The organism is Vreelandella nanhaiensis (assembly GCF_003990185.1).
In the GTDB taxonomy this organism is placed as follows: domain Bacteria; phylum Pseudomonadota; class Gammaproteobacteria; order Pseudomonadales; family Halomonadaceae; genus Vreelandella; species Vreelandella nanhaiensis.
On the sequence record NZ_RZHF01000015.1, the window covers coordinates 346,173 to 372,957 of the forward strand.

The following is a 26,785-nucleotide window of genomic DNA, read 5'->3' on the forward strand; positions in this document are numbered from 1 at the left end:
AATAAGTTGACGTGATTAACGTAAATCGTTGACGGCAGCCTGTATGTCCGCCATTGATGCTTTACTGAGGTCTTTAGAAAGCGTATGAGTAACTAGCTTTTGAGTAGGGCCATCCAACTTATCACGCAACAATCCCAAGAATTTGGGGGGGGCGACCATGATCAACTTCTCCATATTATTTCCGACACGCGCGTTGTAGAGATGTTGCGCAACCTCTTTGGCAAACAGCTCGTTTTCATGCCGTAACGCTGCGCCCCTTTCCGATGAAGAACGCACTGGTGACGACGGTGAATCATGGACATCGGCACCAGAGCTATCGGCAATTAAATCACCTTCATGCATTCGCCCTTCGGCATGAACCAAGCTCTCTTTTTCTTCCAGGTTTTGTGCATCACGTGTGAAGATACGTGCTCGAGCGGCATCCGCTACCACAATATAGGTTGTCATCAGTAAACGTCCTCCATGTCGTTAGGGATGTATTAACCATGGCAAGCGTTTGGCGTTCGGTCAACCTAGAGCACTTTACGGCGTAATAGACTGGTAATCGCTTCGCCAATCAGTACCAGCACGATGATCGCAATCAGGATGGTCGCGACCGTCGGCCAGGCAAAGGTGTCAATCGCGCCCTGCAAAATCACCCCGATGCCGCCCGCGCCCACTAGTCCCAGCACAGTGGATTCACGAATATTGATATCCCAACGTAAAATCACGATGGCAAAAAAGGCGGGCATGACCTGAGGCACGATCGCATAGACGATGACCTTTGCCTTGGAGGCGCCGGTAGCTTCCATGGCCTCGACCGGCCGCTTATCGATCTCCTCAATCGCTTCGCCCATCAGCTTGCCGATAAACCCGATCGAACGAAACACGATGGCTAGAATACCGGCGAGTACCCCAGGTCCGAAAATAGCCACAAACAAAAGCGCCCAGATAATCGTATTCACCGAGCGGCTGGAGACCAGAATAAACCGGCCAAGCCACAGACAGGCGCGATTGGGCGTGGTGTTTTGCGCGGCAATATAGGCCACCGGTAGCGCCAGAAAAATGGTCAGGAAGGTCGCCAGAGTGGCAATGTGCACCGTTTCAATCAGTGCGTTAATAATATTGCCAAGCCCCGTTGTGCTGGGAGGCCACATGCGAGCACCCAAACCCGAGATCTGGTTGGGGGCATCCCACACCCAGGGCCAGAAGATATCGATATCGCGAACCGCCCATACCACTACCGTAAGGGTTACGAGCAGCACGGCGTAACGGATAAGGCGTTCCTTGGCGTCGTAGCGTTGCCAAACGTGGTCGGCGAGCTTTTGTGCGTGATCTACCATATTTTTTTCCTCACCCAGCCGCTTACCCCTTCGCTGAGCAAGATGACGGCGATAATGACCAGCAGGATCGCAAAGGCGAAATCGTAATCGTAGCGCCCAAAGGCGTTCATCAGGGTGCCGCCAATGCCGCCCGCGCCGACAATGCCTACTACGGCAGAAGCGCGCAGGTTGCTGTCCAGCTGATACATGGAAAGCCCTACCTGACGCGGCAGAATTTGCGGGAATACCGCGTAGAAGAGCGTCGCCAGATAACCGGCTCCTGCGGCGCGCATGGCTTCCACCTGACCCCAGTCGATTTCCTCGATCTCTTCGGCCAAGAGCTTGCCCACAAAGCCGATCGAGTAGAGGGTGAGTGTGAGAATGCCTGCCAGCGGGCCAAACCCGACGGCGGCGACAAACAGAATAGCCACGATTACCGGGTGAAAGCTTCGCGAGATAATAATCACCGCGCGGCCAATCAGATAGATCGGCATGGGCGCGATATTGCGCGCCGCCATTACGGCAAACGGGATCGACAGGAATACGCCCAGCAGGGTCGCCAGGATGGCAATTTGGAAGCTCTCCTTAAAGCCTGTGATCAGCAGCTCGTAGCGTTCAAGGTTGGGCGGAAACCCACCGCTGAAAATACGCGCAGCCCGCGGCAGGCCTTCTGAGATGCGTGCCCAGTTAAACGGCAGCGAGCCGAACGCCCAGGCCAAGTACGCCGCCGCCAAGATCAGAATGCCATAGCGAAGGAGGGGGTTGGTAATAAACGGCGGTTTTTTCCAGGTACGCGGCGCCGTGGCTTGAGCATCAGACCGGGTCATGAGCGCGTTCCTCTACAGGGACGTCACTGATGGCATCGTCGGGTGCTTCGATACCGCCATAAATAGCGTCTAATGCATTTTTATTGAAATCGGCAGGTACGCCATCAAAGATCATCTTGCCATGCCGCAGACCCACAATGCGCTCGGTGTAGGTTTTGGCTTGGGAGACGTTATGGATATTAATTAGCACTGGCAGCGACAGCTCGCTGGCCAGGCTTTGCAGCAGCATCATGATTTGTTCAGAAGTGCGCGGGTCAAGTGATGCGGTAGGTTCATCGGCTAGCAGCACTTCAGGTTCCTGCATCAGCGCACGCACCACACCCACCCGCTGGCGCTCGCCACCGGAAAGCTCATCGGCGCGCTTGTTGGCATACTGGGCGATACCCACGCGCTCCATCAGGTGGAAGGCGCGTTCAATATCAGCCTGGGGGTAGCGGCGGGTAATCGCCTGATAGAGGTTCACGTAGCCCAAGCGACCGGCCAGCACGTTTTCCATAACGGTCAGGCGGTCCAGCAAGTTGAACCCCTGAAACACCATGCCAATTTTGCGGCGGGCACGGCGTAAATCGGCACCTTTGAGATGCACAAGTTCGGTGCCGTTCAAGGTAATTGAGCCAGAGGTAGGTTCCACCAGGCGATTGATACATCGCAGCATGGTGCTTTTTCCCGCACCGGAGGCGCCGACAATCGACACGACGCTGTTGCCCTCAACCTTTAGGTCAAGCCCTTCCAGAACGGCCTTGTCGCGACCATAACGTTTGACCAGATTCTTGATTTCCAGCATGTTTTCGCTTCCATCAGCAGCCAATAACCGCACCACGCGCGCGTGGCGCGGTGCGTTTTACTCTTCCAGATTTTCAGGCGTATAGCTCACGCCATTGGCGGCCTGGATGGTGCGAATCACCTGCCAGTTATCTTTATAGTTAATGGGGATAAACTTCTCGACGCCCTCAAACTCTTCGCCAAGTTCGGTGCCTTTAAAATCGAAGCTGAAAAAAGCTTCTTCGATTTTCTCGACCAGGTCAGGATGCAGGTTGTAGGCGTAGTTGTAGGAGGTAGTGGGGAAGCGGTCGGACTCATAGATCAGGCGAACGTCATCGGTATCGTAAAGCCCGCGTGCGGCCATTCGGTCAACCACTTCTGAAGCCACCGGTGCGGCATCGTAGTCACGCGCTACCACGCCCAGCATGGATTGGTCGTGGCTGCCGGAATACACCACTTCGTAATCTTCGTCAGGTGTGATACCCAGCTCCGGTAGCAGGGCGCGGGGGGCCAAGTTGCCCGAGTTGGAGGTGGGGGACGTATGGGCAACCCGCTTGCCTTTAAGGTCAGCCAGTTCTTGGATATCGGAGTCAGCATGGGTAAAAAGCTGTAGGGTATAGCCAAACTGGCCGCTATCTGACCCCATCAGTGCAAACGGCACGGCACCCGCCAGATTCACAGCAAACGGCGTGGGGCCGGTAGAAAAGCCGGCGATATGCAGGCGGCCGCTGCGCATGGCTTCAACCTGGGCCGCATTAGACTGAACAGCGAAGAAGCGCACGTTGCGGCCGGTCACCTCTGCCAAGTGGTCGATGAAGGGTTGCCAGATATCGGAATAGATCGCCGGGTCTTCCACCGGGGTATAGGCAAAGATTAGCGTATCGGGATTTAACCACTGCGCCTCATCGGCCGGGCGGTCCGCGACCATATCGCCATCTTCGTCACAGTAAAGCGTATCCAGATCGCCGCGTTTGCATTCGGCGTAGGCCTGAGTGGAAAGCAGTACAAGGGGTAGAAGCGCGGCGGCCGACAGCAGGGCAAGCGGACGCTTGCGAAACGTCATGGAAGTCATTGGGAAGCCTCATTTATAAATTATTTTTGGAGTCTTGGGATTAATCAGCAGGCTAAAGGTGTTCTTTTGTATACCTTCTGTCATGATAAAAAGACGTTAAAGGTTCGAAAGTGCACATTGAGCCGTCAAAATATTTATTTTTCGAAAATTGACACTCTTAATCTAGGGTTTGTTACAAAGTTATGTCAAACACTTTCCTTACCTCCTCCGACCATTGGCGCAATCGCTACCTGTTAATGCGTCATGGCCATAGCCAAGCGAATCAGCAGCGGTTGATCATCAGCAGCCCTGAACGGGGCGTTGAAGCGTTTGGGCTTTCCTCCATCGGTGAGCAGCAGCTTGTTAACACCGTGGATGACTGGGCATGGCCTATGCCAACCCGAGTGGTGCATTCGGATTTTTTACGCACCACGCAAACCGCGGCCCGCGTGGCCAATGCCTTTCAACTGGCAATGACACCCGACAAGCGCCTGAGGGAACGCTTTTTTGGCGAACTGGAGGGGCTGACCGACAAGCATTATCCGGATGTGTGGGCGCTGGATGCCCAGAGTGCCGAACATAACCATTATCAGGTGGAGCCGGTAAGTACGGTGGCTGCGCGTATGCTGGCGGTGCTTGAGGATTTGGAACAGCAGAGTAAGGGCGAAACCATCCTGATCGTGAGTCACGGTGACCCGCTGCAGATACTGCTGACCGCGCTACAAGGTAGGCCGCTCACCCAACATCGTGAGCAGCCCGCCCTGTTGCCTGCCAGTATTACCCGAGTGGGCGTATCCTGACTTATACCGTGTGTTTTAGTGACCCAGAATCTGGCTCAGGAATAGCTGGGTGCGCTCGGATTGCGGGTTATTGAAGAACGGTTCTGGCGCATTCTCTTCGATGATCTGCCCCTGGTCCATGAAGATCACCCGGTCGGCGACGGTTTTGGCAAAGCCCATTTCGTGGGTCACGCAAAGCATGGTCATGCCTTCCTCGGCAAGCTCGACCATGACATCCAGCACCTCCTTGATCATTTCCGGATCAAGCGCTGAGGTAGGCTCATCAAACAGCATCACATCCGGATGCATGCACAGCGAGCGGGCAATCGCCACGCGCTGCTGCTGGCCGCCCGAAAGCTGCCCAGGGTATTTTTTTGCCTGCTCGGCGATGCGCACACGCTCAAGGTAACGCATGGCCTGATCTTCGGCTTCACGGCGCGGCTTCTTCTGCACCCACATGGGCGCGATACAGCAGTTTTCCAGCACCGTCAGGTGCGGGAAAAGGTTGAAGTGCTGAAATACCATGCCCACGCTGCGCCGTATCTGCTCGATACGTTTTACATCCTGGGTCAGCGGCACGCCGCCCACCACGATGTCACCCTGCTGGTGCTCTTCCAGGTGATTGATGCAGCGGATAAGCGTCGACTTACCGGAGCCTGACGGGCCGCAGATGACGATCCGTTCGCCGCGTTTTACTTCAAGATGAATATCCCGCAGTACGTGAAAGTCACCGTACCACTTGTTAACGCCGCGCATTTCGACCATCAGGCCAGGCGCATGGGGATCAGAGGTGTTGGTGGCTGCTTGTGTCATGGTTAAATCCTGCTCAAATTCTTGAAAAAGCGGCGTTAGCGCTTGTGGCCGGTGTTCAGCTTGCGCTCCAGATACTGGCTATAGCGCGACATGCTGAAACAGAAAATCCAGAACACAAACGCGGCAAACACATAGCCTTCCAGCGAAAATCCCAACCAGTTCGAGTCGGAAAGCGCCGCCTGCACAATCCCCAGTAGATCGAACAGCCCGATGATCATGACCAGAGTGGTGTCTTTAAACAGCGAGATAAACGTATTGACGATACCTGGAATCATCATCTTCAGCGCCTGGGGCAAAACGATCAGGCCCATGCGCTTCCAGTAGGTCATGCCCAATGCGGCGGCGGCCTCTTCCTGCCCCCTGGGAATAGCCTGCAGGCCACCACGAATCACCTCGGCCATATACGCGCTCTGGAACAGCGTCAGGCCAATAAGCGCGCGCACCAGGCGGTCCACGCTGATACCCGAGGGTAAAAACAGCGGCAGCATCACCGAAGCCATGAACAGCACGGTAATCAGCGGTACGCCGCGCCAGAACTCGATGAAAATCACACAGAAGCTCTTTACGATAGGCATGTTGGATCGCCGCCCCAGGGCTAGCACGATACCAATGGGTAGCGCCCCGATCATACCTACCGAGGCGAGCAGCAGGGTCAGCATCAGGCCGCCCCAGCGGTGGGTGGGTACGCGCGGTAGATCAAAGTAGCCGCCGTGAAGCAGCACATAGGCCGCGATGGGAAAGCCCACCAGGGCAAACACGGCCACCCAGCGCTTGAACGGCAGACGCGGGATGGCAAGCCAGGCGATCAGCGTGAAAAAGCCGCCAAACACGATATTGGCTCGCCAGATTTCCGAGCGCGGGTAGAGTCCGTAAATGAACTGGGTAAAGCGCGCGTTGACGAATACCCAGCAGGCGCCTTCTCGTGAGCAGTCGGCCCGAGTGGTGCCTACCCAGTCGGCGTTGATAAACGCCCACTGAATGGTAGGTACCAGCAGCAGATAAAGAATGTATAGTCCCACTAAGGTAAGCAGGGTATTGATCGGGCCGCTGAACAGGTTGGCGCGTAGCCAGGCCACTGGGCCTAGGGTATTGCTAGGCGCCGGGCGCTGGTCGATCATCGTTTGGTTATGAATCATAAAGCTATCCTCACCGGCGCCTAGCGCTCGACCAGTGCCACGCGGGCGTTGAACCAGTTCATGAACATGGAAACCAGCAGGCTGATGGTCAGGTACACCGCCATGGTCATGGCAATGACTTCGATGGCCTGCCCCGTTTGATTCAGCGTGGTGCCCGCAAACACGGATACCAGATCGGGGTAGCCGATGGCCGTGGCAAGTGATGAGTTCTTGATCAGGTTGAGGTACTGGCTGGTCAGCGGTGGAATAATCACCCGTAGCGCTTGAGGAATCACCACCAGGCGCAGCACAAGATTACGCGGCAGGCTCAACGCCTGGGCGGCTTCGGTTTGCCCGTGGGAAATGGCCTGGATGCCGGAGCGGACAATTTCGGCAATAAACGCGGCGGTATAGATGGAAAGCGCCATCCACAGGGCCAGAAACTCCGGAATCACGGTAAAGCCGCCGCGGAAGTTGAACCCGCGAAGCTCGGGAATATCCCAAGTGATCGGCACGCCGGTGGCTACCGTAATCAGTAACGGCAATCCAAAAATGAGCACCAGCGATATCCAGACGGCGGGGATACGCTTACCGGTTGCCTCCTGGCGGCGCTTGTTCCACAACAGTAGCGCAATGCTTGCGATGATTGCGACGATAAACGTGGCAGGAATCAGCCCGAAACCGGATTCAAAGAGTGGCTCGGGCAGGTACAAACCGCGCACGTTAAGAAAAATCACTTCGCCAAAAGCCAAGCTGTCTCGTGCGCTGGGCAGGGTGCGCAACACGGCAAAGTACCAGAAGAAGATCTGCAGCAGTAACGGGATGTTGCGGAAGGTTTCGATATAGGCCGTTGCCAGACGTGCCAATAGCCAATTGGGCGACAGGCGGGCAATGCCGACAATAAAGCCAATCAGCGTAGCCGCAATGACGCCTAAGCCACCTACCAAGAGAGTATTGAGCAAGCCCACCAGAAAGGTGCGCCCGTAGGTGTCTTGAGAGGAGTAATCGATCAGACTTTGTACGATACCAAAGCCTGCGGTGTTATTTAAAAAGCCGAAGCCGGTGGTTATCCCCCGGGCAGACAGGTTGTCCTGAACGTTGCCAATGATATAGAACAGGAAGACGGCGACAGCCGCCGTTAAAAGAAGCTGAAAAACAATCGCGCGTTTAGCGCGATCTCGCCAGAACAGTGGCTTATGGCCAGCGGGGCGAGTGTTGGGTCTTACTGACATGGGTGGCGTCTCCGCTATACGGAAGGTCAATCAGATGGCCCGCCTGCATTTACCTGATAAGCACGACGGGCCGGGTCAAGCGAGACGCTTAGCGAATCGGCGGCGCGTACTGGAAACCGCCCTGGTTCCACAGTGCGTTGGCACCGCGTTCAATTTCAAGTGGTGAGCCCATGCCGACGTTGCGCTCAAAGCTTTCGCCGTAGTTACCCACTTGGCTAATGATGTTGTATGCCCAGTCAGCCTCCAAACCCATGCCTTCGCCGTAGTTGCCGTCCTGGCCAAGCAGACGGGCGATATCAGGGTTTTCAGAGTTCACCATTTCGTCCACGTTTTCACTGGTAATGCCATACTCTTCAGCGTTAAGCATGGCGAACAGTGACCATTTCACGATATTAAACCAAGTGTCATCCCCCTGACGGACCACCGGCCCCAGCGGCTCCTTGGAAATGATATCGGGTAGAATGACGGCGCCGTCAGGGTCATCCAGCTGGATGCGCAGCGCCGCGAGCTGAGAGGTGTCCGAGGTCAGAACATCACAGCGGCCGGCCTGGAAACCACCCACCGTTTGTTCTGAAGTATCAAACACGATAGGGTCGAATTCCATGTCGTTGGCGCGGAAGTAATCGGCCACGTTGAGCTCGGTAGTGGTACCTGTCTGGATACAGATCGCTGCGCCATCCAGCTCATCAGCACCGCTGATACCCAGGTCGCGGCTGACCATGAAGCCGATACCGTCGTAGAAGGTGACACCTGCAAAGTTCAGGCCCAGCGTGGTGTCCCGGGTCGTGGTCCAGGTGGTGTTACGAGAAAGCAGGTCTACTTCGCCAGACTGTAAGGCAGTGAAGCGCTCGACGGCATTGAGAGAAATGTAATTGACCGCGTCGGCATCACCCAGCACGGCGGCAGCGACCGCACGGCAAATATCGACATCCAACCCTTGCCAGTTGCCATCACCATCAGGGGCCGAAAATCCCGGCAGTCCGTCGCTGACGCCGCATTGCACGGCGCCACGTTCAATGGTGTCTTCAAGGGTGGCGGCGTTAGCGGTAGTTGCGCCGGTCAATGTGATGATGCCTGCTGAGGCCAGTAGTACCCAATGTTTCTTATTCGACATGGTAATTCCCTTCCTCGATTAATATTGTTATGCATGCAAAGGCATGACATATAAAGCTAGCAAGGAAGGTGCCAACATGGGACAACGCCAAATTCAGCGCTTTTCAACGCAAAATAGTCCGGTTTCTACGAAAGTTCAGGTGCAAAAAAATAGAAGCGGTTACCGAACGCCTTGTTTTGGTGCAGCAACCGCAGGGTGATGGCAGATTGGTTCTCCAATGGGCCTAGCGGATTGGCGGGGCGTACTGAATGCCGCCATCGCGCCACAGGGCATTCAATCCACGGGCAATGTTAAAGTTCGAGCCAGCGCCCACGTTTCGATCGTATATCTCTGCGTAGTTACCCACCTGCTTGATGATCTGATACGCCCAGTCGGCGTTTAAACCCATGCCTTCGCCGAAGTTACCGTCCTGGCCGAGCAGGCGGGCAATGTCCGGGTTGGCGGAATCCGCGTGCTCATCAATATTGCTGCTCGAAACGTCCAGCTCTTCAGCATTGAGCATGGCAAACAGTGACCACTTGACGATGTTAAACCACTGATCATCGCCCTGGCGAACGGCAGGCCCTAGCGGCTCTTTGGAGATGATCTCCGGCAGCACCACCGCCATGTCAGGGTCGGCCAGCTGCATGCGCTGAGCATAAAGCTGGGAAGCATCTGAGCTTAAAACATCGCATCTGCCTGCCTCGAAGCCAGCAATGGATTGCTCGGGCGAGTCAAACACTACCGCGTCGTAACTCATATCATTCATACGAAAATAGTCGGAGAGATTCAGCTCACTGGTAGTGCCCGACTGGGTGCATACCGCCGCTCCATCCAGCTCCTCGGCACTTTGCACGCCAAGGTCGCTTGCCACCATAAACGCCTGGCCATCAAAATAGCTTACCCCGGTAAAGTGCATACCCAGAGTAGTATCGCGGCTGGAGGTCCAGGTGGTGGTACGTGAGAGTAAATCCACTTCGCCGGATTGCAGCGCGGTAAAGCGCTCCACCGAATCAAGCGGCACAAAATCGACCTTGCTGGCATCCCCCAGGGCCGCTGCGGCCACGGCGCGGCAGATGTCGGTATCCAGGCCGCGATACTGGTCGCTATCATCCAATGAGGAGAAGCCCGGCTGCGCGGCATTTACCCCACAGCGCACGCTGTCGCGGGATTGAACGGTTTCCAGTGTGGTGCCCATGGCAAAGGCCGGGGCCAGGGCGCATGCGCCAACGCTTATCCATTTAAGGGTTTTCATTGTTGGTTCCTTAACGTGGTGACACAAAAAAGGCCGAGCAGTGCCCGGCCTTTATCGCTTACTGGCGCGCTATTCAGGCAAACGCTTTACGCATGAACGGCGGGAGTGCCAGGGCGCCCCGGTGGGCATCCACTGTGTAGTACTGTAGCGGCATTTCGTGGCTGGCGGCAGCCTCTTCGCGGAAGGTTTCCACATTGGTGCCTTTACCGGCAAGCGTCACGCTCCACCAGCCAGAGGGATAAACCGGCTGCGGGAAGGGCAGTGTGGCGACGCTGTCAAAACCGGCTTCACGCATGTCATGGCGCAGCTCGCGAATGATCGAGCCGCTGTGATAAAGAGGGGATTCGCTCTGCTGGACCATTACGCCGTCGGCTTTCAAGATGCGATGGCAGCGCTTCAAGAAATCGGTTTTAAACAGCCCTTCAGCCGGGCCTACCGGGTCGGTGGAATCGATAATCAACACATCAATGCTTTCATCGGCGGCGTCATCGACCCATTTGACGCCATCGGCGAACAAAAGCTCGGCGCGAGGGTCGTCGTTGGCTTCCACCAACGCAGGGAAGAAACGCTCCGCGGCCTTGGTGACTTCCTCATCGATATCGATCTGGGTGACTTTCTCAACGCCTGGGTGACGCAGGACTTCTTTTAGCGTGCCGCAGTCACCACCGCCAATAATCACTACGCGCTTGGGAGCCGGGTGAGTAAACAGCGCCGGGTGGGCAATCATTTCATGGTAGAGAAAGTTGTCGCGGTCGGTGAGCATCACGCAGCCGTCCAGCACCATCAGGTTGCCGTAGGTTTCGGTGGCGTAAACTTCCAGGTGCTGGTACTCACTCTGCACATCCAGCAGCTTTTCAGAGATCTTCAGCGAGAAGGCGCTGCCATGGCTATCAAAGACTTCGGTAAACCACTGGTCGTCGCGTAATTCGCTCATCAATTGGCTCCTGGGTGTGATGGGTTGGGTTGGGTTGGAATATCCCGGTGATATTGGGGGCTTAGCTCGTGCAGCGCCTCCATGAAGGCGGTGACGTTATCCGGGTTGGTGAACTGGCTAATGCCGTGGCCGAGGTTGAAAACGTGTCCCGGGCCGTGACCGTAGCTTTCCAGCACGCGGGCCACTTCAGCGCGAATGGCTGAGGGACGGGCAAACAGCACGTTAGGGTCAAGATTGCCCTGCAGCGCGACCTTGTGGCCCACACGAGCGCGGGCACTGGAGAGCTCGGTCGACCAGTCGATACCTAGCGCATCAGCACCGGCGCAGGCAATGTGCTCAAGCCACTGGCCGCCATTTTTGGTGAACAGAATCACCGGTACACGACGCCCGTCGTGCTCGCGAATCAAGCCGGAGACGATCTGCTCCATGTAGCGCAGCGAGAATTCCAGGTACGCGGGAGTGGAGAGCGCACCGCCCCAGGTATCGAAAATCTGCACCGCCTGAGCGCCCGCGCGAATCTGGGCGTTCAGGTAATCGGTCACCGACTGGGCCAGGGTATCCAGCAATTGGTGCATGGTATCTGGCGTGTCGTAAAGCATGGTTTTTAAATGGCGGAAGTCCTTGCTCGAACCGCCTTCCACCATATAGGTCGCAAGCGTCCAAGGGCTGCCCGAGAAGCCGATCAGCGGCATGCGGCCGTTCAGCTCACGACGAATGGTGGATACCGCGCGCATCACGTAATCCAGGTCGCGCTCGGCGTTCGGCACGCTCAGTGCTGCCACTTCCTCGGCAGTGCGCACGGTCTTGCGAAATTTGGGCCCTTCGCCGGTTTCGAAATAGAGACCAAGTCCCATGGCGTCAGGGATCGTCAGGATATCCGAAAATAGAATGGCGGCATCTAGCGGATAGCGCTCAAGCGGCTGCAGAGTCACTTCACAAGCCAAGTCGTGGTTTCGGCACAGGTCCATGAAACTGCCCGCATCGGCGCGGCTGGCGCGATACTCAGGCAGATAGCGGCCTGCCTGGCGCATCATCCATACCGGCGTGCGATCTACGGGCTGACGCGCCAGCGCGCGGAGAAAACGATCGTTTTGCAAAGGTGTGGAGGTCATAAACACGTGCTCTTAAGAAATTTGCCCGCATCGAAATGGGGGAGTCGTATGCGGGCAATTGTACTTGAAATTGTGCGTGGGTATGCCCCTTATGGAAGCACTCGAAACCGATACATGAAAATAGCGCGTCAGGAAATCGTCATCATTGTATAAATCGATCCAACCTCACTATTTTTCTCATTGATCAAGATGCATGGCCGCCGTGAGCTAATGGCCACTTCCTGATAAACTGTCTGTCCATTTGCCAATACTGTTGTGGTTAACTGGTTTGGTTAATCAGCGAGGTAACCTGTGACCATTCGCTTCATTGCTGCTTCCCGGCTGCCCACTCCTTGGGCCACTTTTACCATGCATGGTTTCGAAGATGAAGCCACGGGCAAGGACCATATCGCCTTGACCCTGGGTGATGTCAGCGGCGGAGAGCCGGTGCTGGGGCGCGTTCATTCAGAGTGCTTGACCGGCGATGCGCTGTTTTCCATGCGCTGCGACTGTGGCTATCAACTGCAGGAAGCGCTTAAGCGTATTGCCGAAGAGGGGCGTGGCGTACTGCTTTATCTGCGTCAGGAAGGACGGGGTATCGGCCTTTTAAACAAGATCCGGGCCTACCACCTGCAAGACCAGGGCGCGGACACCGTTGAAGCCAACGAGCAGCTTGGGTTTGGTGCCGATATGCGCCGCTATGACCTGTGCGTGCCCATGCTCAATCACCTGAATATCACTGCGCTCAAACTGATGACCAATAATCCGCGTAAAGTGGATGCGCTTACCCGGGATGGCGTCAATGTGGTTGAACGGCTGCCTATTACTACCGGCCTTAATCCACATAACGAACAGTACCTTGCGACCAAGGCGGGCAAGCTTGGCCATATGATGGCGCTGGGTGACTTTACCCAAGCAAGCGATGTGGATATTGAGCGAAAAGGCTGAACATAACGCCTTAATGCGGCTAAAGCTGCCAAAAATTGCTTTTTCTTAAACTTTTTTACCCAGCGTCTGAGCTATGGTGATACATGGCAGGACGCTAATCATGGGCAAAAGGTAAGGAGAAGCGACGATGAAGGCACTTTGCTGGCACGGAAAAAATGACGTTCGCTACGACACAGTTCCCGACCCCGAAATCGAACACCCCCGCGATGCAATCATTAATGTAAGCAGCTGCGCTATCTGCGGCTCCGATATGCACCTTTACGATCACTTTATACCCGGTATGGAGTGTGGTGATGTGCTTGGCCACGAGTTCATGGGCGAAGTCATGGAGGTGGGTAGCGCTAACAAGAAGCTTAAAGTTGGCGATCGGGTGGTCGTACCATTCACCATTTTCTGCGGTGAATGTGAGCAGTGTCAGCGTGGCAATTACTCGGTTTGTGAACGCTCCAACCGCAACAAATCTCTGGCGGATAAAGCCTTTGGTCACGGTGGGGCGGGGCTGTTTGGCTATTCCCATCTGACCGGCGGCTATGCAGGCGGCCAAGCAGAATTTGTTCGCGTCCCCTTTGCCGATACCACGCATATCAAAGTCCCCGACACACTCACCGACGAGCAGGTGCTGTTTCTGGGGGATATCTTCCCCACCGGCTGGCAGGCCGCCGTGCAATGCGATATCCAGCCCACCGATACGGTGGCGATCTGGGGGGCAGGGCCTGTGGGCCAGTTCTGTATCCGCAGCGCGGTGATGCTAGGTGCCCAGCAGGTGATCGTGATTGACAACGTCCCTGAACGCCTTTCCATGGCCCAGGCAGGCGGGGCAATAACGATCAATTTCGATCATGAGAGCGTGCTTGGTCGGCTTCAGGAGCTGACCAACGGCAAAGGCCCAGAAAAGTGTATTGATGCTGTGGGCCTTGAAGCCCATGCTACGCGCTCACTGGACTCTGCCTATGACCGGGTCAAACAGGCGATGATGCTTGAAAGCGATCGCGCCCATGTTTTGCGTGAGATGATTTACGTATGTCGTCCTGCCGGTGTCCTGTCTATTCCCGGCGTCTACGGAGGCTTAGTCGACAAGATCCCCATGGGTGCCCTGATGAATAAGGGTCTGACCGTGCGCACCGGCCAAACCCATGTTAACCGTTGGACCGATGACCTGCTGCGACGTATCGATGAAGGTCAGATTGACCCCTCCTTTGTCATTACCCACTCCGTAGGCCTGGATCAAGGGCCTGAAATGTATAAGACCTTCCGCGAGAAGCAGGATGGTTGCGTCAAGGTCATTCTCAAACCTTGAACGACTCACACATGGAGGTAGGTATGCATCACCACCACAACACCCCATCAACAAACATGACCCGCTCACTCAGCACCGCCGATAGAGTGGCTCGTGGGCTCGGATGGTTAAGTCTGGGCCTGGGTCTTTATAAGCTTTTAGCGCCCCGCAAGTTAGGCGAACAGTTGGGGATGCCAGGCCATGAGAATAAGATGCGCGCCTGCGGCGCCCGGGAAATGATCAGCGGTATTGGCGCGCTTACCGATAACCCCACTCCAGCAATCTGGAGTCGGGTGGGCGGCGACGTCATTGATCTTGCCGCGTTGACTTACGCGTTACAGGACAGGCACAACCCAAAACGCAAGAACCTATATCTCGCGTTGACGGCGGTAGGCGTTATCACGGCGGTAGACATTTGCTGTGCCCAGAAGTTGGCTAAGCGCCATGCTTACCAATCCGGCGTCACGCCAGATTACAGCCACCGCAGCGGTTTCCCTCAAGGGCTTGAAAGTGCCCGCGGCGCGGCGCGTGGTTTTGAAGTGCCACGTGATATGCAGGACGCGCTGCCCAACCCGCCGATTTGATATAGCAGGTTCTTCGTTGTTTTAAACACAGTGTTTTATGTCCAGTGTTTTAATCACAACGGCTACTGTTTTATAGCCTCACAAAACCCAGACGCCAAACCAACGACGCCTGGGTTTTGTCATATTCGAAAGGTAGAGTGAGATCTGGTGATTGGCACTAATCGCTCGATAACGGTAGCTATTAAAAATGGATCAGGAGTATGAGCAACGCATACGATGTTGAACCCGAAGAATTCAGCGCTTTAGAAGAACGCCTGCACAGTATTAGCCATGGGGTGGGCGCGTTACTGAGCATCGTTGGGGTCGTGGTGCTACTGGTGATGGCGAGTATTACCGCTCAGGTCGACCCGTGGAAACTCGTGAGCCTTGGCTTGTACGGCATAACGCTGGTGTTGCTGTATACCGCCTCTACCCTTTATCACGGTATCCCGCATCGACTCTGGAAGCAGCGCTTTCAGCTGCTGGATCACTGCGCGATCTATCTTCTTATTGCGGGTACTTACACGCCGTTTTTGCTTGTGAATATGCGAGGCCCTACCGGCTGGACACTGTTTGCCGCCGTGTGGTCACTTGCGCTGATAGGGATTATCTGCAAACTGCTGTGGCCGCAGCGCTTCGCGGTCTTAAGAGTAGTGATTTATCTGCTAATGGGCTGGATGATTGTGTTGGCGACCGAAGAAATGACCTCCAGCCTCTCAGTAACCGGGATTACCCTGTTAGCGGCGGGAGGTATTTTCTACACATTGGGCGTGATTTTCTACGCCGTACGGGCGATCCCCTACAACCACGCTATTTGGCATCTGTTTGTGGTGGCGGGCAGCGTATGCCACTACTTTGCGGTAGTGGCAGCCGTACTGCCGTATTCGACTTAAAGCGCTAAATACCTGACTCAGCCGCTTGCTTCTCACGCGCCACCGCTTTTGCCAAGGCCGGGCGCTGGGCATGGCGTTTTTGATAAGCCACTAGCGGCTCAGGCAGGCGGTGTTTCATACTGATGGCCCAGGAAAGTGTATGGGTAAGAAACAAGTCGGCCAGCGTGAAAGTTCTGCCCACCAGAGTTTCCTGGCCTTGAAAGCGCCGCTCCAGTGCGCACAGCGCACGCTGAAATTCCCACATAGCCGTCTGTACGATAGCGGGCACGCGCTTGTCTTCAGGCAGCGCAAATTTGTGCTTGGCGTGGGTCCAGAGTGGTTGTTCGATTTCGGTGACGATAAAGCTAAGCCACTGGTCGACCTGGACACGCTCAGCGGCGTTAGTAGGTAGTAGCTTGCCCTCACCATACTGCTCGGCCAAGTAACGGCAAATGGCGGAAGACTCAAATAGTGTGAGCTCGCCGTCTTCAAGCACCGGCACTTTACCATCTGGATGGCGCGCCAAGTGTTCCGGAGTTTGGCCTTCACCTTTATCTAGCGCGACATGGCGGCAATCATAGTCCAGGCCTAGCTCTTCAAGCGTCCAGGCGGCGCGCAGCGAGCGAGAGTGGGGAAAGCTGTACAACGTAATCATGGCGTGCTCCTAACAGGGTGCCAACCGTAACTGGCGAAAAGAAGACAACTTTAATTTAACGGCTACGTATCAGGCTGTCGATACTGGCATGGCCACAAAGCGGCCCCTTCGGAGGCCGCGTTCATCGGGGGCGAGCCGCCATTAGGCAGGGAACGCGAACTGGGCACCTTCTCGAATACCCGCAGAAGGCCAACGCTGGGTAATGGTCTTACGCTTGGTATAAAAGCGCACCGCATCAGGGCCGTAGGCGGATAAATCGCCGAACAGCGAGCGCTTCCAGCCCCCGAAGCTGTGGTAGGAAACCGGCACTGGGAGCGGTACATTAATCCCCACCATGCCAACCTGAATATTATCGCTGAAGTAGCGGGCGGCCTCGCCATCGCGGGTGTAAATGCACGTACCGTTGCCGTACTCATGATCATCGATTAATTGCATGGCCTGCTCCATGGAGCCCGCGCGTACTACCAGCAGTACCGGACCAAAGATTTCTTCCTGATAACAGGTCATCTCAGGCGTTACGCGGTCAATCAGCGTGCCGCCCACGAAAAAGCCGTTCTCGTAACCTGGCACCATGATGTTGCGGCCATCCACTACGACGCTGGCACCCTGCTGCTCGGCGCTGTTGATATAGCCAAGCACTTTTTCCCGATGCGCCTGGGTGATCACCGGGCCAAAGTCGTTATTGGCATCCGAAAAGGCGCCCACCTTGAGTGACTCCATCCGGCTTTTCATTTTTTCAATCAAGGTATCGGCGGCTTTATCTCCCACTGCTACGGCAACTGACAGCGCCATGCAGCGCTCGCCGGAAGAGCCAAAGGCTGCGCCGGTGAGTGAGCTGACCACATAATCCATATCCGCATCAGGCATTACAATCGCATGATTCTTAGCCCCACCGAGCGCCTGGCAGCGCTTGCCGTTGGCGCTGGCGCGGCTGTAGATGTACTCGGCAATCGGCGTTGAGCCCACAAAGCTGACTGCCTGTACGCGTGGGTCATCAAGCAGCGTGTCCACCGCTTCCTTGTCGCCGTTAACCACGTTCAAGACGCCCGCAGGTAGACCCGCCTCCAGGGCCAGTTCGGCGATATACAGCGCTGAAGTAGGATCGCGCTCGGAAGGTTTCAGCACGAAGGTGTTACCGCAGGCAATCGCCATGGGGTACATCCAGAGCGGCACCATGGCCGGGAAGTTGAATGGGGTAATGCCTGCCACTACGCCCAATGGCTGGAACTCGCTCCACGAGTCGATGCCCGGTCCGGTATTCTTGCTGTACTCGCCTTTTAAAAGCTCAGGAACGCCACAGGCATACTCGACGTTCTCGATGCCGCGCTGTAACTCACCGGCCGCATCATGGCTGATCTTGCCGTGCTCCTGGCCAATCAGGTGGGCGATTTCATCAGCGTTCTGCTCCAGCAGCTGCTTGAAGCGGAACATAACCCGTGCTCGTTTGGCAGGGGGCGTATTGCGCCACTCAGGGTACGCTTTATGAGCGGCGGCAATGGCCTCTTCAACCGTAGCCTTGCTGGCCAGGCTCACTTGCCCGGATACCTCCCCGGTAGAAGGGTTATAGATATCCTGGGTACGGCCTTGGCTATTGACGCGTGCGCCATTGATTAAGTGATTAAGCATGGTCATGGTGCTGCCTCATATCATCGTGAAGTATTGAAATCATTAGTCGAGTTCGTTGAGCGTATCGCCAAGCACGTTGATCAGCCGGTCGATCTCATCAGGCTCAACGATAAACGGCAGGCCAAGCTGAATGGTGTCGCCGCCATAGCGCACGTAAAAGCCCTTTTCCCAGCACTTCATGGCGATTTCATAGGGTCTGCGCGCGGGTTCTCCTGGGTAGGGTTCAATTTGCAGGGCGCCCGCCAGGCCGTAATTACGGATATCGCTGACGTAACGGCTGCCCTTGAGGCTATGCAGCGCCTCTTCAAAAACCGGGCTCATGTGACGCACTCGCTCGATCAGGCGGTCGTTTTCCAGCACGTCGAGCGCGGCCAGGCCCGCCGCGCAGGCGACCGGATGGCCGGAGTAGGTATAACCGTGGGGTAGCTCCAGCATATAATCCGGCCCGCCCTGCTCCATAAAAGTTTGATAGATATCGTTTTGAACAATCACCGCACCCATGGGAACGGCGCCATTGGTGAGCTGTTTGGCAACGTTCATGATATCCGGCACGACGCCAAACTCCTCAGCGCCAGTCATCGACCCCGTACGCCCAAAGCCGGTGATGACCTCATCGAAAATCAGCAAAATATCGTGTTGATTGCAGATTTCACGCAGCCGCTTCAAATAACCCTTGGGCGGTGGAATCACCCCGGCCGAGCCTGCCATGGGTTCAACAATCACCGCAGCGATATTGGAGGCATCGTGCAGGGCAATCAGCTCAAGCAGATCCTCGGCGCGCTCGGCGCCGTGCTCAGGCATGCCTTTGCTGAACGCGTTCTCTGTTATCAGCGTATGCGGCAGGTGGTCGGCATCAATGCCCTGGCCAAACAGTGCCCGGTTGGCACCAATACCACCGACGCTTATCCCGCCAAAGTTGACACCGTGGTAGCCCTTCGAGCGGCCCAACAGCTTGGTTTTGGTCGGTTTGCCTTTCTTGCGCCAGTAAGCGCGGGCAATTTTGAGCGAGGTGTCGGCGCTTTCTGAACCGGAACCGGTGAAAAAGACGTAATTAAGCCCCTTGGGCGTGAGTTCGCGAAGGCGGTGGGCGAGTTCAAAAGCTTTGGGGTGGCCAAACTGGAAAGCGGGGGAGTAGTCCAGCTGGTTTAACTGCTGGCTGACGGCCTGGGTGATTTCAGGACGACAGTGGCCCGCGCCGCAGGTCCATAAGCCGGAAAGGCCGTCAAAAATGCGCCGACCCTGAGCATCTTTCAGGTAGCTTCCCTGGGCGCTCACGATAATACGCGGATCGCGCTTGAACTGGCGGTTGCCGGTATACGGCATCCAGTAGGCATCCAGCTGTTCGGGGCTTAAACCGGCGGTTTGAGAAGCCTGCAAGTCTTGCATGGCCGCACCTCGTTATAGTGTCTTATGGGTGTTATTGAATGAGGCTAGCGGCCCAGAAGGATAAGTTAAATCCATAAATGGTTAATTACCTATAAGCCGTTAGTTAACTTTTGCTGGGGGCGGTGCTAGCGTGGTTGCTGGATAACCAAGCATGAGGAAACGCCAATGTCGCGTCGCCGGGAAGCGTTGAGCGGCAAGCTAAGTGACGCTGAGCTGCGTCTGCTGAGAATCTATCGCAAGGTTGTGGAGTGCGGCGGCTTTTCCGCGGCAGAAATTGAACTGCAAATCAGCCGGGCGGCCATCAGCATGGCGATGAGCGATCTTGAAACGCGCTTGGGGTTACGCCTGTGTCAGCGCGGGCGAGGCGGCTTTGCCGTTACCGAAGAAGGGGCCGAGGTCTATGAAGCGACGCTTCAGCTTCTGGCCGCAACGGAAGGGTTTCGAACGCGGGTAAACAGCCTGCATGCCTGGTTAAAGGGTGAGCTGAATATTGGTATTACCGATAATCTGGTAACGATGCCCGACATGCACATCACCAACGCCTTGAGCGCGCTTAAAACGCGTGGGCCAGATGTACATATCAACATACGCATGATTTCGCCCAACGATATTGAAACGGGGGTATTGGATGGGCGTTTGCACACTGGGGTGATCCCGGCGCTAAAGTCGCTTCCCGGACTCACGTATCTGCCGCTTTATGCCGAAGCCTCACAGCTTTATTGCGCGGCCAATCATCCATTATTCGATGCCGGGCCACTCACGGCAAGCCAGCTGGCTGACTGCGATGCGGTTATCCCCGCATACGCTCAAACGCCCGCCATCAAGGCGCTGCATGAACCGTTAAACGCCACAGCGTCCGCCACGGACCGGGAAGGAACGGCCTTTCTGATTCTGTCAGGTCGGTATATCGGCTATCTACCCACGCACTATGCCGAGCGCTGGGTGCGCGATGGCAAGATGCGCGCCATAGACCCCAAACGCTGGCATTACGATACCCAATACAGCGCGATCACCCGCAAGGGAGCGCCGCCCAACCGGGTGTTGGAAAGCTATCTTGACGAGCTTCAACGTTTGATAAGTTCGCCACAGAAGAGCGCGTCTTGCTAGTTGCCACGCGCCTTGCGAATGCGCTCGTAGGCGTTTCCGATTTCACTGGTGCGCGCCTGGGCCACCTCACGCATGCTTTCGGGAAGGCCTTTGCCCGCCAACTTGTCCGGGTGGTTTTGGCTCATCAGCTTGCGATAGGCTTTTTTGATATCGGCGTCGCTGGCATCCTCAGAAACGCCCAGCACGCGGTAGGCGTCTTTAAGGGCCTCTTCGCTCGCCCCTTGGGAATTGGCGGCCGCGCCATGCAGCATAGCCTCGATTTGCTGGACTTCCGCCTCGCTACAGCCGATGCCACGCGCTACCCGCAGGATCATTTTATGCTCTTCAGGATGCAGTACACCGTCAGCTGCGATGGCTGAGAGCTGGACCTGTAAAAATACCTGACGCATGACCGGCTGGTGCTGGGTCAGGCGGCCAACGCTTGCAAGCTCGGCATCAAGATCAAAGTCATCCGCTCGGCCCCGCTCAAAAGCAGCGCGCGCCTTGGCTCGCTGCTCGCCCTGCAGGTGCATCTGGTCAAATAGCTTTTCGGCAATGCTCAGCTCGCCGTCAGTGACTTTACCGTCGGCCTGGCATAGGCAGCCCATCACCGAGAAAATCGACTCCAGAAAACCTTCCTGAAGGCGCATGCGCGCCTCCCTCAAGCGCTTGCCAAGGCGCCGCCCCAGCCACCAGCCCAAGGCGCCGCCAATGAGCAAACCAACGGGGCCGCCCGTGGCAAGACCAATGAGGGCAAAAAACACAATCAGAAGTAGCATGGCTCTCTCTAGCGTTAGAAGTCAGGGGAGGGCAGCCGGACGGCGATCGCATTTAGGCTTTACCGTTTGACCAAGCGGCGCTTTCACCGAACGTAAAGCAATAAAAGAAAGCTTGCTAAAATTTATCGCTAAGCTTTCTGCCCTTTTGCTTGGAGAAGCACAATGTCCTCACCCAGCCCGGGCGCCCCAAAAAGCTCTACGGTACACGATCCCAAGGTTTTTGAGTATCACAACCCGGCAGGCGTGGGGTGCGCTCAAGGCAGTAAGCAAGAGCATTTGCTACATAGCTGCTCCAAGGCCACGATTACCTGTTGGGCCATGGGCACCTCTCAGTACATGCACTCAGTGCCAGCGGTGCGTGAAATCGTTAACCTGCTGCTGTGCGGTAATCTGGGGAAATTTGGTGCGGCACTTCTCCAATGCGAAACTCTACTGCAGCCATCTCGTCACCGGCAAAGGTGTGCTTATTTTGCCCTGCCTGGGGTGCACGGACGTTGACGGCAACGCGGCGGGCTAGCCGCCCCGGCGCTGCTGGCGCTTGATACATCACCGCCCTCTGAAAAAGGCGTTTCAAGCGCGCTGCTGGTCAGACACCTAGACATTAAGTGCGACCTGATTCGGCGCGCCTGCGTGGAGCTTGGATAGGCGGGCTGGGTTAGTGCCCAGCCCGCAGGCGGCGCCAGCCCGGCGCTGCGGGTGGCGTTGATAAAACCGCCGCTCGGTTGAGCGTTAAGGCAGCCGTTGACGAATGGCGGCTTCGATGCCTTCGGCATCCAGGCCGCAATCGCGGAGCAATTCTTCCGGGGTGCCGTGCTCGACAAAGGCGTCGGGCAAACCAAGATTGAGTACTTCGATCTGTACGCCTTCGGCGTGAAGCAACTCGTTGATGGCGCTGCCCGCGCCGCCGGCTACCACGTTCTCTTCAAGCGTAATCAAAAGCTCATGTTCATCGGCGGCGTGGAGTACCGCGTCGCGATCCAGCGGCTTGATGGAACGCATATTGATATGCGTGGCATTGAGCTTTTCAGCAACCTCGGCAGCTGCGGTGTTTAAACTGCCAAAGGCGAGCAACGCAATGCGCACGCCGTCGCTTTTGGACTGGCGACGCACTTCTGCCTTGCCAATGGGGAGCGAGTCCAGATGTTCGGGAATCTCCACACCAGGGCCGGTGCCACGCGGGTAACGAACCGCCGCGGGGCCTGGGTGGTGGTAGGCCGCACTCAACATGGCGCGGCACTCGGCTTCATCGGCAGGAGCCATGATCACCATGCCCGGCACACAGCGCAGGAAAGAGAGATCCATGTTGCCGTGGTGGGTGGGGCCGTCTTCGCCCACCAGACCCGCCCGGTCAATGGCAAAGGTAACGTCCAAGTCCTGTACCGCCACGTCGTGAATCAGCTGGTCATAGCCGCGCTGCAAAAACGTGGAATAGATCGCCACCACCGGCTTCATGCCTTCACAGGCCATGCCAGCCGCCAGCGTGACGGCGTGCTGTTCGGCAATGGCCACGTCAAAGTAGCGCGCCGGATACTCCTTGGAGAAACGAATCAGGTCGGAGCCTTCGCGCATGGCGGGGGTGATCCCCATCAGGCGTGAATCGCTTGCGGCCATGTCGCACAGCCAATCGCCAAACACATTGCAGTACTTTTTTTTGGGAGCCGCTGGCGTCTTGGGAGGAGCTGCGGGCGCCACGCTGGTCTTTTCCAGCTTGGTGATGGCGTGGTAGCCAATCTGGTCCGCCTCGGCGGGTAAAAAGCCTTTGCCCTTGCAGGTCTTGATATGCAGAAACTGCGGACCATCCAGTTCGCGCAGGTTGGTAAGCGCCTCGGTGAGCGCTTCAAGGTCATGCCCATCAATCGGGCCAATGTAATGAAAGCCCATCTCCTCGAACAGCGTGGCGGGGCTGACCATGCCCTTCATGTGCTCTTCGGTGCGTTTGGCCAATTCGAGTGCGCCAGGCAGATGAGAGAGTACTCTTTTACCCTCTTCGCGCATCTTCAGGTAGGGCTTGCTTGCCATCATCCGGGCAAGGTAAGTAGCCAAGCCGCCAACGTTTTCTGAAATCGACATCTCGTTGTCGTTGAGCACGACCAGCATATTGGCATTGACGTGGCCCGCGTGAGCCAGCGCTTCAAAGGCCATGCCTGCCGTGAGCGCGCCATCGCCAATGATCGCACAGACGCGGCGGTTGTCGCCTTTGGCCTGGGCTGCCAGCGCCATGCCGAGTGCGGCAGAAATTGAGGTGCTGGAGTGGCCCACGCCAAAGGTGTCGTACTCGGATTCAGCACGGCGAGGAAACGCAGCCAAGCCGCCGTGCTGGCGAATACTCAGCATCGCTTCGCGGCGGCCGGTGAGGATTTTGTGCGGGTAGGCCTGATGGCCGACATCCCATACCAAGCGGTCCTTGGGCGTATGAAACGCGTGGTGCAGGGCCACGCTTAGCTCTACCACGCCAAGGCCTGCGCCAAAGTGGCCGCCGGAAACGCCCACGCTGTAAAGCAGGTAGGCACGCAGCTCGTCAGCCAGTTGGGCAAGCTGCTGGGTATTCATGGCCCGCAGCGCAGCGGGATGATCAAAGGAGTCGAGCAGCGGCGTTGCCGGGCGCTCGCGGGGAATCTCGTCGAACAGCTTCATGGGCATCTAGTGGTCGCGCTCGATCATATAGTGGGCTAATTCGGCCAGGGGTGCGGCTTGCTCGCCTAACGGGGCGAGGGCGGCAATGGCCTCGTCAATCAGGATGCGCGCTTTTTGCTGCGCGCCGTCAAGCCCCAACAGGCTGGGGTACGTCGGCTTGGCGCGGGCGGAATCGGCGCCGGATGTCTTGCCGAGCGTGGCAGTATCACCGGTCACGTCAAGCACATCGTCATGAATCTGGAAGGCTAGACCAATGGCGCGCGCGTAGCGAGTCAGGGCTTCTAAACGCGGATCAGCTTCATCCACGGCGATCAGCCCGCCCAGCCGAACTGCCGCAACAATCAGCGCGCCGGTCTTGTGGATGTGCATGTGCGCAAGCGCGTCAACGTCTGGGTGGCCGCCCACGGCGGCCAGGTCCAGCGCCTGGCCAGCCACCATGCCGGTGCGGCCCGAGGCTGTAGCCAGGGTCATGACCAGGTTGCCCAGTCGCGGGTGCGCGGTGCGTGCTAGTACTTCAAAGGCCAGAGTTTGCAGCGCATCACCGGCCAGAATCGCGGTGGCTTCATCATAGGCGATATGCACAGTAGGCTGGCCTCGGCGCAGCTCGTCGTCATCCATGGCGGGTAGGTCGTCATGAACAAGCGAGTAGGCATGAATCAGCTCAATGGCCGCTGCCGGGGCGTCAAGGTCTTCATCGCGTGCGCCGAGTGCCTGCCCGGCAAGATAGACAAGCAATGGACGTAGGCGCTTGCCGCCCACCAGAAGCCCGTGGCGCATGGCATCATCAAGCCGGGGAACCACGGTACGCTCATCAAACAGGGCGTTAAGTGTGGCGTCTACCCGAGTGGTGCTGGCCTTGCGCAGGGCCGTAAGCGAAGCCGTTTGAGTGGCTACCATGGCGGTGTCTCCTTACCCTCATTGGCGTCATCCCTGGGCGTCTCGTCACTGGCGAAGGGGGTAACATTTAAACGACCTTCGCTGTCTTCGCTCAGTGCGCGTACTTTCAGCTCCGCAGTGTCCAGACGCTGCTGCGCATCGCGGGTTAACCGCACGCCCTGCTCGAAGGCGCCGAGCGCATCTTCCAATGAGAGCTCGCCTGATTCCAAGCGTTCTACGATGGTTTCCAGTTGTTCAACCGTGGCCGCAAAATCCTGCGGTGAAGGTGCGGTATCGCTCATTGGTCAATGCCTACTGTTGTCTGGCGCCCCAATCAAAAGGCAGCGCGCGTATCTGCAACGTAAACGCACAGTATACACCGAGGCTAGGGGGTGGCGTCTGCCCCCGCCTATTTTTGCAGGTACTTGCACTGTTTTCATCTTGCAAACGCAGACATTTCATCCGGCCGCAAAGGCCTGATGCATGTGCGTTGTGCTACTATACGGCCTTTCCGTGAACCGATACACGGCGCACGCCGCCGACCATAGAGGTTGATTCAGCCATGGCTAAAACGTCCCTGGAAAAGAGCAAGATCAAGATCCTGCTACTCGAGGGCGTCCACCAAAGCGCGGTGGACAATTTTCACAATGCCGGATATGAAAATATCGAGCATTTGCCGACATCGCTAGATGAAGCGTCGCTGATCGAAAAGATCCGTGATGTGCATTTCATCGGTATTCGTTCACGTACCCAGCTCAATGAGCGGGTGTTTGCCGCAGCGGAGAAGCTGGTTGGCGTTGGCTGTTTCTGTATCGGAACCAATCAGGTGGATCTGGATGCGGCACTAAAACGCGGGATTGCCGTGTTCAACGCGCCTTACTCCAACACGCGTTCGGTAGCGGAGCTGGTGTTGGCCGAAGCCATCATGCTGCTGCGCGGTATTCCCGAGAAGAATGCGCGTGCCCACCAGGGCGGATGGCTGAAATCTGCCAATAACTCTCATGAAGCGCGGGGCAAGACCCTGGGTATCGTGGGTTACGGCAGCATCGGCGCACAGCTTTCCGTGCTCGCCGAATCCCTGGGCTTCAACGTTATCTATTTCGACATTATCACCAAGCTTGGCATGGGTAACGCAAGCCAGGTAGCCACCCTTGATGAGCTGTTAAGCCGCTCGGATGTGGTCAGCCTGCATGTGCCGGATTTGCCCTCTACCCGCTGGATGATTGGTGGCAAGGAGATCGCCGCCATGAAGCCGGGCGCCATCCTCATCAATGCCTCGCGCGGTAGCGTGGTGGAAATCGAACCGCTGGCCGATGCCATCAAGTCAGGCCATCTGAACGGCGCCGCTATTGACGTGTTCCCGGTTGAGCCGAAAGGCAACAACGAAGAGTTTGAAAGCCCGCTTCGCGGCCTGGAAAACGTGATTCTGACGCCGCATATCGGTGGCTCTACGCTTGAAGCCCAGGAAAACATCGGCATCGAAGTTGCCGAGAAGTTGATTACCTACTCGGATAACGGCACCACGATCACCTCGGTCAATTTCCCCGAAGTGGCGCTGCCTGCGCACCCCGACAAGCACCGCTTGCTGCATATTCATGACAACGTGCCGGGCGTGCTGTCGGAAATTAACCGCGTGCTGTCCGAAAACGACATCAACATCTCTGGTCAGTACCTGCAGACCAACGACAAGGTCGGCTATGTGGTCATTGATGTCGACAAGGCTTACGGCCCGCAGGCGCTGGAAGCGTTAAAGCAGGTAGAGCATACGCTGAAAATCCGCGCGCTTTACTCAGCGCACAATAGCTAAAGCAAAATGCTTGGCTAATGGCTA

Annotated in this window: 27 protein-coding genes; 8 read left to right on the forward strand and 19 right to left on the reverse strand. The window is 56.7% G+C overall.

The annotated features are described in order from the left end of the window. Window positions 1-15: 15 nt before the first annotated feature. The 5 genes from ELY38_RS11875 to phnD all read right to left on the reverse strand — a co-directional run bounded on the left by ELY38_RS11875 (window position 16) and on the right by phnD (window position 3,962). Complete coding sequence (locus ELY38_RS11875; protein WP_127062487.1) at window positions 16-447, reverse strand: host attachment protein; 432 nt, start codon at window positions 445-447, stop codon at window positions 16-18. Between the two features lie 65 nt (window positions 448-512). Then, entirely contained in the window at window positions 513-1,322 is an 810-nt protein-coding gene (gene phnE, locus ELY38_RS11880; protein WP_127062489.1) for a phosphonate ABC transporter, permease protein PhnE, read from the reverse strand. Beyond that, entirely contained in the window at window positions 1,316-2,128 is an 813-nt protein-coding gene (gene phnE, locus ELY38_RS11885; protein ID WP_127062491.1) for a phosphonate ABC transporter, permease protein PhnE, read from the reverse strand. The genes phnE (ELY38_RS11880) and phnE (ELY38_RS11885) overlap by 7 nt, the downstream gene beginning before the upstream one ends. Beyond that, entirely contained in the window at window positions 2,115-2,912 is a 798-nt protein-coding gene (gene phnC / locus ELY38_RS11890) for a phosphonate ABC transporter ATP-binding protein (protein ID WP_127062492.1), read from the reverse strand. Before phnC ends, phnE (ELY38_RS11885) begins: the two co-directional genes overlap by 14 nt. Before the next feature lie 57 nt (window positions 2,913-2,969). After that, window positions 2,970-3,962: a phosphate/phosphite/phosphonate ABC transporter substrate-binding protein gene (phnD, locus tag ELY38_RS11895; protein ID WP_127062493.1), complete on the reverse strand. Its 993-nt coding sequence runs from the start codon at window positions 3,960-3,962 to the stop codon at window positions 2,970-2,972. Between the two features lie 182 nt (window positions 3,963-4,144). Here phnD and ELY38_RS11900 point away from each other — a divergent pair, with 182 nt between their 5' ends. Then, a complete protein-coding gene (locus tag ELY38_RS11900; protein WP_127062494.1) occupies window positions 4,145-4,741 on the forward strand; it encodes a histidine phosphatase family protein in 597 nt (198 codons plus the stop codon). A 15-nt stretch (window positions 4,742-4,756) separates the two neighbouring features. Here ELY38_RS11900 and ELY38_RS11905 read toward each other — a convergent pair whose 3' ends face one another. The 7 genes from ELY38_RS11905 to hemE all read right to left on the reverse strand — a co-directional run bounded on the left by ELY38_RS11905 (window position 4,757) and on the right by hemE (window position 12,274). Then, entirely contained in the window at window positions 4,757-5,485 is a 729-nt protein-coding gene (locus tag ELY38_RS11905) for an amino acid ABC transporter ATP-binding protein (RefSeq protein WP_127062577.1), read from the reverse strand. An 83-nt stretch (window positions 5,486-5,568) separates the two neighbouring features. Then, window positions 5,569-6,669, reverse strand: a complete 1,101-nt coding sequence (locus ELY38_RS11910; RefSeq protein ID WP_127062495.1) for an amino acid ABC transporter permease — start codon at window positions 6,667-6,669, stop codon at window positions 5,569-5,571. 20 nt (window positions 6,670-6,689) lie between these two features. Beyond that, window positions 6,690-7,880 (reverse strand): amino acid ABC transporter permease, encoded by a 1,191-nt coding sequence (locus ELY38_RS11915; protein ID WP_127062496.1) that lies wholly within the window; start codon window positions 7,878-7,880, stop codon window positions 6,690-6,692. Between the two features lie 88 nt (window positions 7,881-7,968). Continuing rightward, window positions 7,969-8,994, reverse strand: coding sequence for an amino acid ABC transporter substrate-binding protein (locus ELY38_RS11920; protein ID WP_127062497.1), 1,026 nt, complete (start codon window positions 8,992-8,994; stop codon window positions 7,969-7,971). A 223-nt stretch (window positions 8,995-9,217) separates the two neighbouring features. Continuing rightward, complete coding sequence (locus tag ELY38_RS11925; protein ID WP_127062498.1) at window positions 9,218-10,228, reverse strand: amino acid ABC transporter substrate-binding protein; 1,011 nt, start codon at window positions 10,226-10,228, stop codon at window positions 9,218-9,220. Between the two features lie 73 nt (window positions 10,229-10,301). Further along, window positions 10,302-11,162 (reverse strand): polyamine aminopropyltransferase, encoded by an 861-nt coding sequence (gene speE, locus ELY38_RS11930; RefSeq protein ID WP_127062499.1) that lies wholly within the window; start codon window positions 11,160-11,162, stop codon window positions 10,302-10,304. Continuing rightward, the gene (gene hemE / locus ELY38_RS11935) at window positions 11,162-12,274 is read right to left on the reverse strand and encodes a uroporphyrinogen decarboxylase (RefSeq protein WP_127062500.1); all 1,113 of its coding nucleotides are present in this window, start codon (window positions 12,272-12,274) and stop codon (window positions 11,162-11,164) included. The genes speE and hemE overlap by 1 nt, the downstream gene beginning before the upstream one ends. A 291-nt stretch (window positions 12,275-12,565) precedes the next feature. On the opposite strand from hemE, the gene ribA reads away from it, so the two are divergent. The 4 genes from ribA (at window position 12,566) to trhA (ending at window position 15,933) form a co-directional block, all read left to right on the forward strand. Beyond that, window positions 12,566-13,201, forward strand: a complete 636-nt coding sequence (ribA, locus tag ELY38_RS11940; RefSeq protein WP_127062501.1) for a GTP cyclohydrolase II — start codon at window positions 12,566-12,568, stop codon at window positions 13,199-13,201. A 127-nt stretch (window positions 13,202-13,328) separates the two neighbouring features. Further along, window positions 13,329-14,498 (forward strand): zinc-dependent alcohol dehydrogenase, encoded by a 1,170-nt coding sequence (locus ELY38_RS11945; RefSeq protein ID WP_127062502.1) that lies wholly within the window; start codon window positions 13,329-13,331, stop codon window positions 14,496-14,498. 23 nt (window positions 14,499-14,521) lie between these two features. Next, complete coding sequence (locus ELY38_RS11950; protein WP_127062503.1) at window positions 14,522-15,061, forward strand: hypothetical protein; 540 nt, start codon at window positions 14,522-14,524, stop codon at window positions 15,059-15,061. Window positions 15,062-15,261: 200 nt separating this feature from the next. Beyond that, on the forward strand, window positions 15,262-15,933 hold the full coding sequence (trhA, locus tag ELY38_RS11955) for a PAQR family membrane homeostasis protein TrhA (protein WP_127062504.1): 672 nt from the start codon (window positions 15,262-15,264) through the stop codon (window positions 15,931-15,933). Between the two features lie 4 nt (window positions 15,934-15,937). Here trhA and ELY38_RS11960 read toward each other — a convergent pair whose 3' ends face one another. The 3 genes from ELY38_RS11960 to aptA form a co-directional block, all read right to left on the reverse strand. After that, a complete protein-coding gene (locus ELY38_RS11960; RefSeq protein ID WP_127062505.1) occupies window positions 15,938-16,567 on the reverse strand; it encodes a glutathione S-transferase family protein in 630 nt (209 codons plus the stop codon). A gap of 141 nt (window positions 16,568-16,708) precedes the next feature. Then, a complete protein-coding gene (locus tag ELY38_RS11965; protein WP_127062506.1) occupies window positions 16,709-18,199 on the reverse strand; it encodes a CoA-acylating methylmalonate-semialdehyde dehydrogenase in 1,491 nt (496 codons plus the stop codon). 36 nt (window positions 18,200-18,235) lie between these two features. Beyond that, the gene (aptA, locus tag ELY38_RS11970; protein ID WP_127062507.1) at window positions 18,236-19,579 is read right to left on the reverse strand and encodes an omega-aminotransferase AptA; all 1,344 of its coding nucleotides are present in this window, start codon (window positions 19,577-19,579) and stop codon (window positions 18,236-18,238) included. Window positions 19,580-19,744: 165 nt separating this feature from the next. Between aptA and ELY38_RS11975 the strand changes: the two genes are divergently transcribed. Further along, window positions 19,745-20,686, forward strand: a complete 942-nt coding sequence (locus ELY38_RS11975; RefSeq protein ID WP_127062508.1) for a LysR family transcriptional regulator — start codon at window positions 19,745-19,747, stop codon at window positions 20,684-20,686. Here ELY38_RS11975 and djlA read toward each other — a convergent pair. Beyond that, entirely contained in the window at window positions 20,683-21,444 is a 762-nt protein-coding gene (djlA, locus tag ELY38_RS11980; protein WP_127062509.1) for a co-chaperone DjlA, read from the reverse strand. The two genes, ELY38_RS11975 and djlA, sit on opposite strands and share 4 nt — an antisense overlap. A gap of 162 nt (window positions 21,445-21,606) precedes the next feature. Between djlA and ELY38_RS19225 the strand changes: the two genes are divergently transcribed. Further along, on the forward strand, window positions 21,607-21,942 hold the full coding sequence (locus tag ELY38_RS19225) for a hypothetical protein (protein ID WP_127062510.1): 336 nt from the start codon (window positions 21,607-21,609) through the stop codon (window positions 21,940-21,942). A 231-nt stretch (window positions 21,943-22,173) separates the two neighbouring features. Here the strand turns inward: ELY38_RS19225 and dxs are convergent, their stop codons facing one another. Genes dxs through ELY38_RS12000 form a run of 3 tightly spaced genes read right to left on the reverse strand, consistent with a single transcriptional unit; the run spans window position 22,174 to window position 25,256 of the window. Continuing rightward, a complete protein-coding gene (gene dxs, locus ELY38_RS11990) occupies window positions 22,174-24,084 on the reverse strand; it encodes a 1-deoxy-D-xylulose-5-phosphate synthase (protein WP_127062511.1) in 1,911 nt (636 codons plus the stop codon). Next, window positions 24,085-24,975 (reverse strand): (2E,6E)-farnesyl diphosphate synthase, encoded by an 891-nt coding sequence (gene ispA, locus ELY38_RS11995; RefSeq protein WP_127062512.1) that lies wholly within the window; start codon window positions 24,973-24,975, stop codon window positions 24,085-24,087. Next, window positions 24,969-25,256: an exodeoxyribonuclease VII small subunit gene (locus tag ELY38_RS12000; RefSeq protein WP_127062513.1), complete on the reverse strand. Its 288-nt coding sequence runs from the start codon at window positions 25,254-25,256 to the stop codon at window positions 24,969-24,971. The genes ispA and ELY38_RS12000 overlap by 7 nt, the downstream gene beginning before the upstream one ends. A gap of 260 nt (window positions 25,257-25,516) precedes the next feature. Here ELY38_RS12000 and serA point away from each other — a divergent pair, with 260 nt between their 5' ends. Beyond that, window positions 25,517-26,761 (forward strand): phosphoglycerate dehydrogenase, encoded by a 1,245-nt coding sequence (gene serA / locus ELY38_RS12005; protein ID WP_127062514.1) that lies wholly within the window; start codon window positions 25,517-25,519, stop codon window positions 26,759-26,761. The last annotated feature ends 24 nt before the right edge of the window (window positions 26,762-26,785 follow it).

Coding starts and splice junctions, on each gene's coding strand:
- ELY38_RS11875 (WP_127062487.1), bottom strand. CDS start 447: ATGACAACCTATATTGTGGTAGCGGATGCCGCTCGAGCACGTATCTTC.
- phnE (WP_127062489.1), bottom strand. CDS start 1,322: ATGGTAGATCACGCACAAAAGCTCGCCGACCACGTTTGGCAACGCTAC.
- phnE (WP_127062491.1), bottom strand. CDS start 2,128: ATGACCCGGTCTGATGCTCAAGCCACGGCGCCGCGTACCTGGAAAAAA.
- phnC (WP_127062492.1), bottom strand. CDS start 2,912: ATGCTGGAAATCAAGAATCTGGTCAAACGTTATGGTCGCGACAAGGCC.
- phnD (WP_127062493.1), bottom strand. CDS start 3,962: ATGACTTCCATGACGTTTCGCAAGCGTCCGCTTGCCCTGCTGTCGGCC.
- ELY38_RS11900 (WP_127062494.1), top strand. CDS start 4,145: ATGTCAAACACTTTCCTTACCTCCTCCGACCATTGGCGCAATCGCTAC.
- ELY38_RS11905 (WP_127062577.1), bottom strand. CDS start 5,485: ATGGTCGAAATGCGCGGCGTTAACAAGTGGTACGGTGACTTTCACGTA.
- ELY38_RS11910 (WP_127062495.1), bottom strand. CDS start 6,669: ATGATTCATAACCAAACGATGATCGACCAGCGCCCGGCGCCTAGCAAT.
- ELY38_RS11915 (WP_127062496.1), bottom strand. CDS start 7,880: ATGTCAGTAAGACCCAACACTCGCCCCGCTGGCCATAAGCCACTGTTC.
- ELY38_RS11920 (WP_127062497.1), bottom strand. CDS start 8,994: ATGTCGAATAAGAAACATTGGGTACTACTGGCCTCAGCAGGCATCATC.
- ELY38_RS11925 (WP_127062498.1), bottom strand. CDS start 10,228: ATGAAAACCCTTAAATGGATAAGCGTTGGCGCATGCGCCCTGGCCCCG.
- speE (WP_127062499.1), bottom strand. CDS start 11,162: ATGAGCGAATTACGCGACGACCAGTGGTTTACCGAAGTCTTTGATAGC.
- hemE (WP_127062500.1), bottom strand. CDS start 12,274: ATGACCTCCACACCTTTGCAAAACGATCGTTTTCTCCGCGCGCTGGCG.
- ELY38_RS11945 (WP_127062502.1), top strand. CDS start 13,329: ATGAAGGCACTTTGCTGGCACGGAAAAAATGACGTTCGCTACGACACA.
- ELY38_RS11950 (WP_127062503.1), top strand. CDS start 14,522: ATGCATCACCACCACAACACCCCATCAACAAACATGACCCGCTCACTC.
- trhA (WP_127062504.1), top strand. CDS start 15,262: ATGAGCAACGCATACGATGTTGAACCCGAAGAATTCAGCGCTTTAGAA.
- ELY38_RS11960 (WP_127062505.1), bottom strand. CDS start 16,567: ATGATTACGTTGTACAGCTTTCCCCACTCTCGCTCGCTGCGCGCCGCC.
- ELY38_RS11965 (WP_127062506.1), bottom strand. CDS start 18,199: ATGACCATGCTTAATCACTTAATCAATGGCGCACGCGTCAATAGCCAA.
- aptA (WP_127062507.1), bottom strand. CDS start 19,579: ATGCAAGACTTGCAGGCTTCTCAAACCGCCGGTTTAAGCCCCGAACAG.
- ELY38_RS11975 (WP_127062508.1), top strand. CDS start 19,745: ATGTCGCGTCGCCGGGAAGCGTTGAGCGGCAAGCTAAGTGACGCTGAG.
- djlA (WP_127062509.1), bottom strand. CDS start 21,444: ATGCTACTTCTGATTGTGTTTTTTGCCCTCATTGGTCTTGCCACGGGC.
- ELY38_RS19225 (WP_127062510.1), top strand. CDS start 21,607: ATGTCCTCACCCAGCCCGGGCGCCCCAAAAAGCTCTACGGTACACGAT.
- dxs (WP_127062511.1), bottom strand. CDS start 24,084: ATGCCCATGAAGCTGTTCGACGAGATTCCCCGCGAGCGCCCGGCAACG.
- ispA (WP_127062512.1), bottom strand. CDS start 24,975: ATGGTAGCCACTCAAACGGCTTCGCTTACGGCCCTGCGCAAGGCCAGC.
- ELY38_RS12000 (WP_127062513.1), bottom strand. CDS start 25,256: ATGAGCGATACCGCACCTTCACCGCAGGATTTTGCGGCCACGGTTGAA.
- serA (WP_127062514.1), top strand. CDS start 25,517: ATGGCTAAAACGTCCCTGGAAAAGAGCAAGATCAAGATCCTGCTACTC.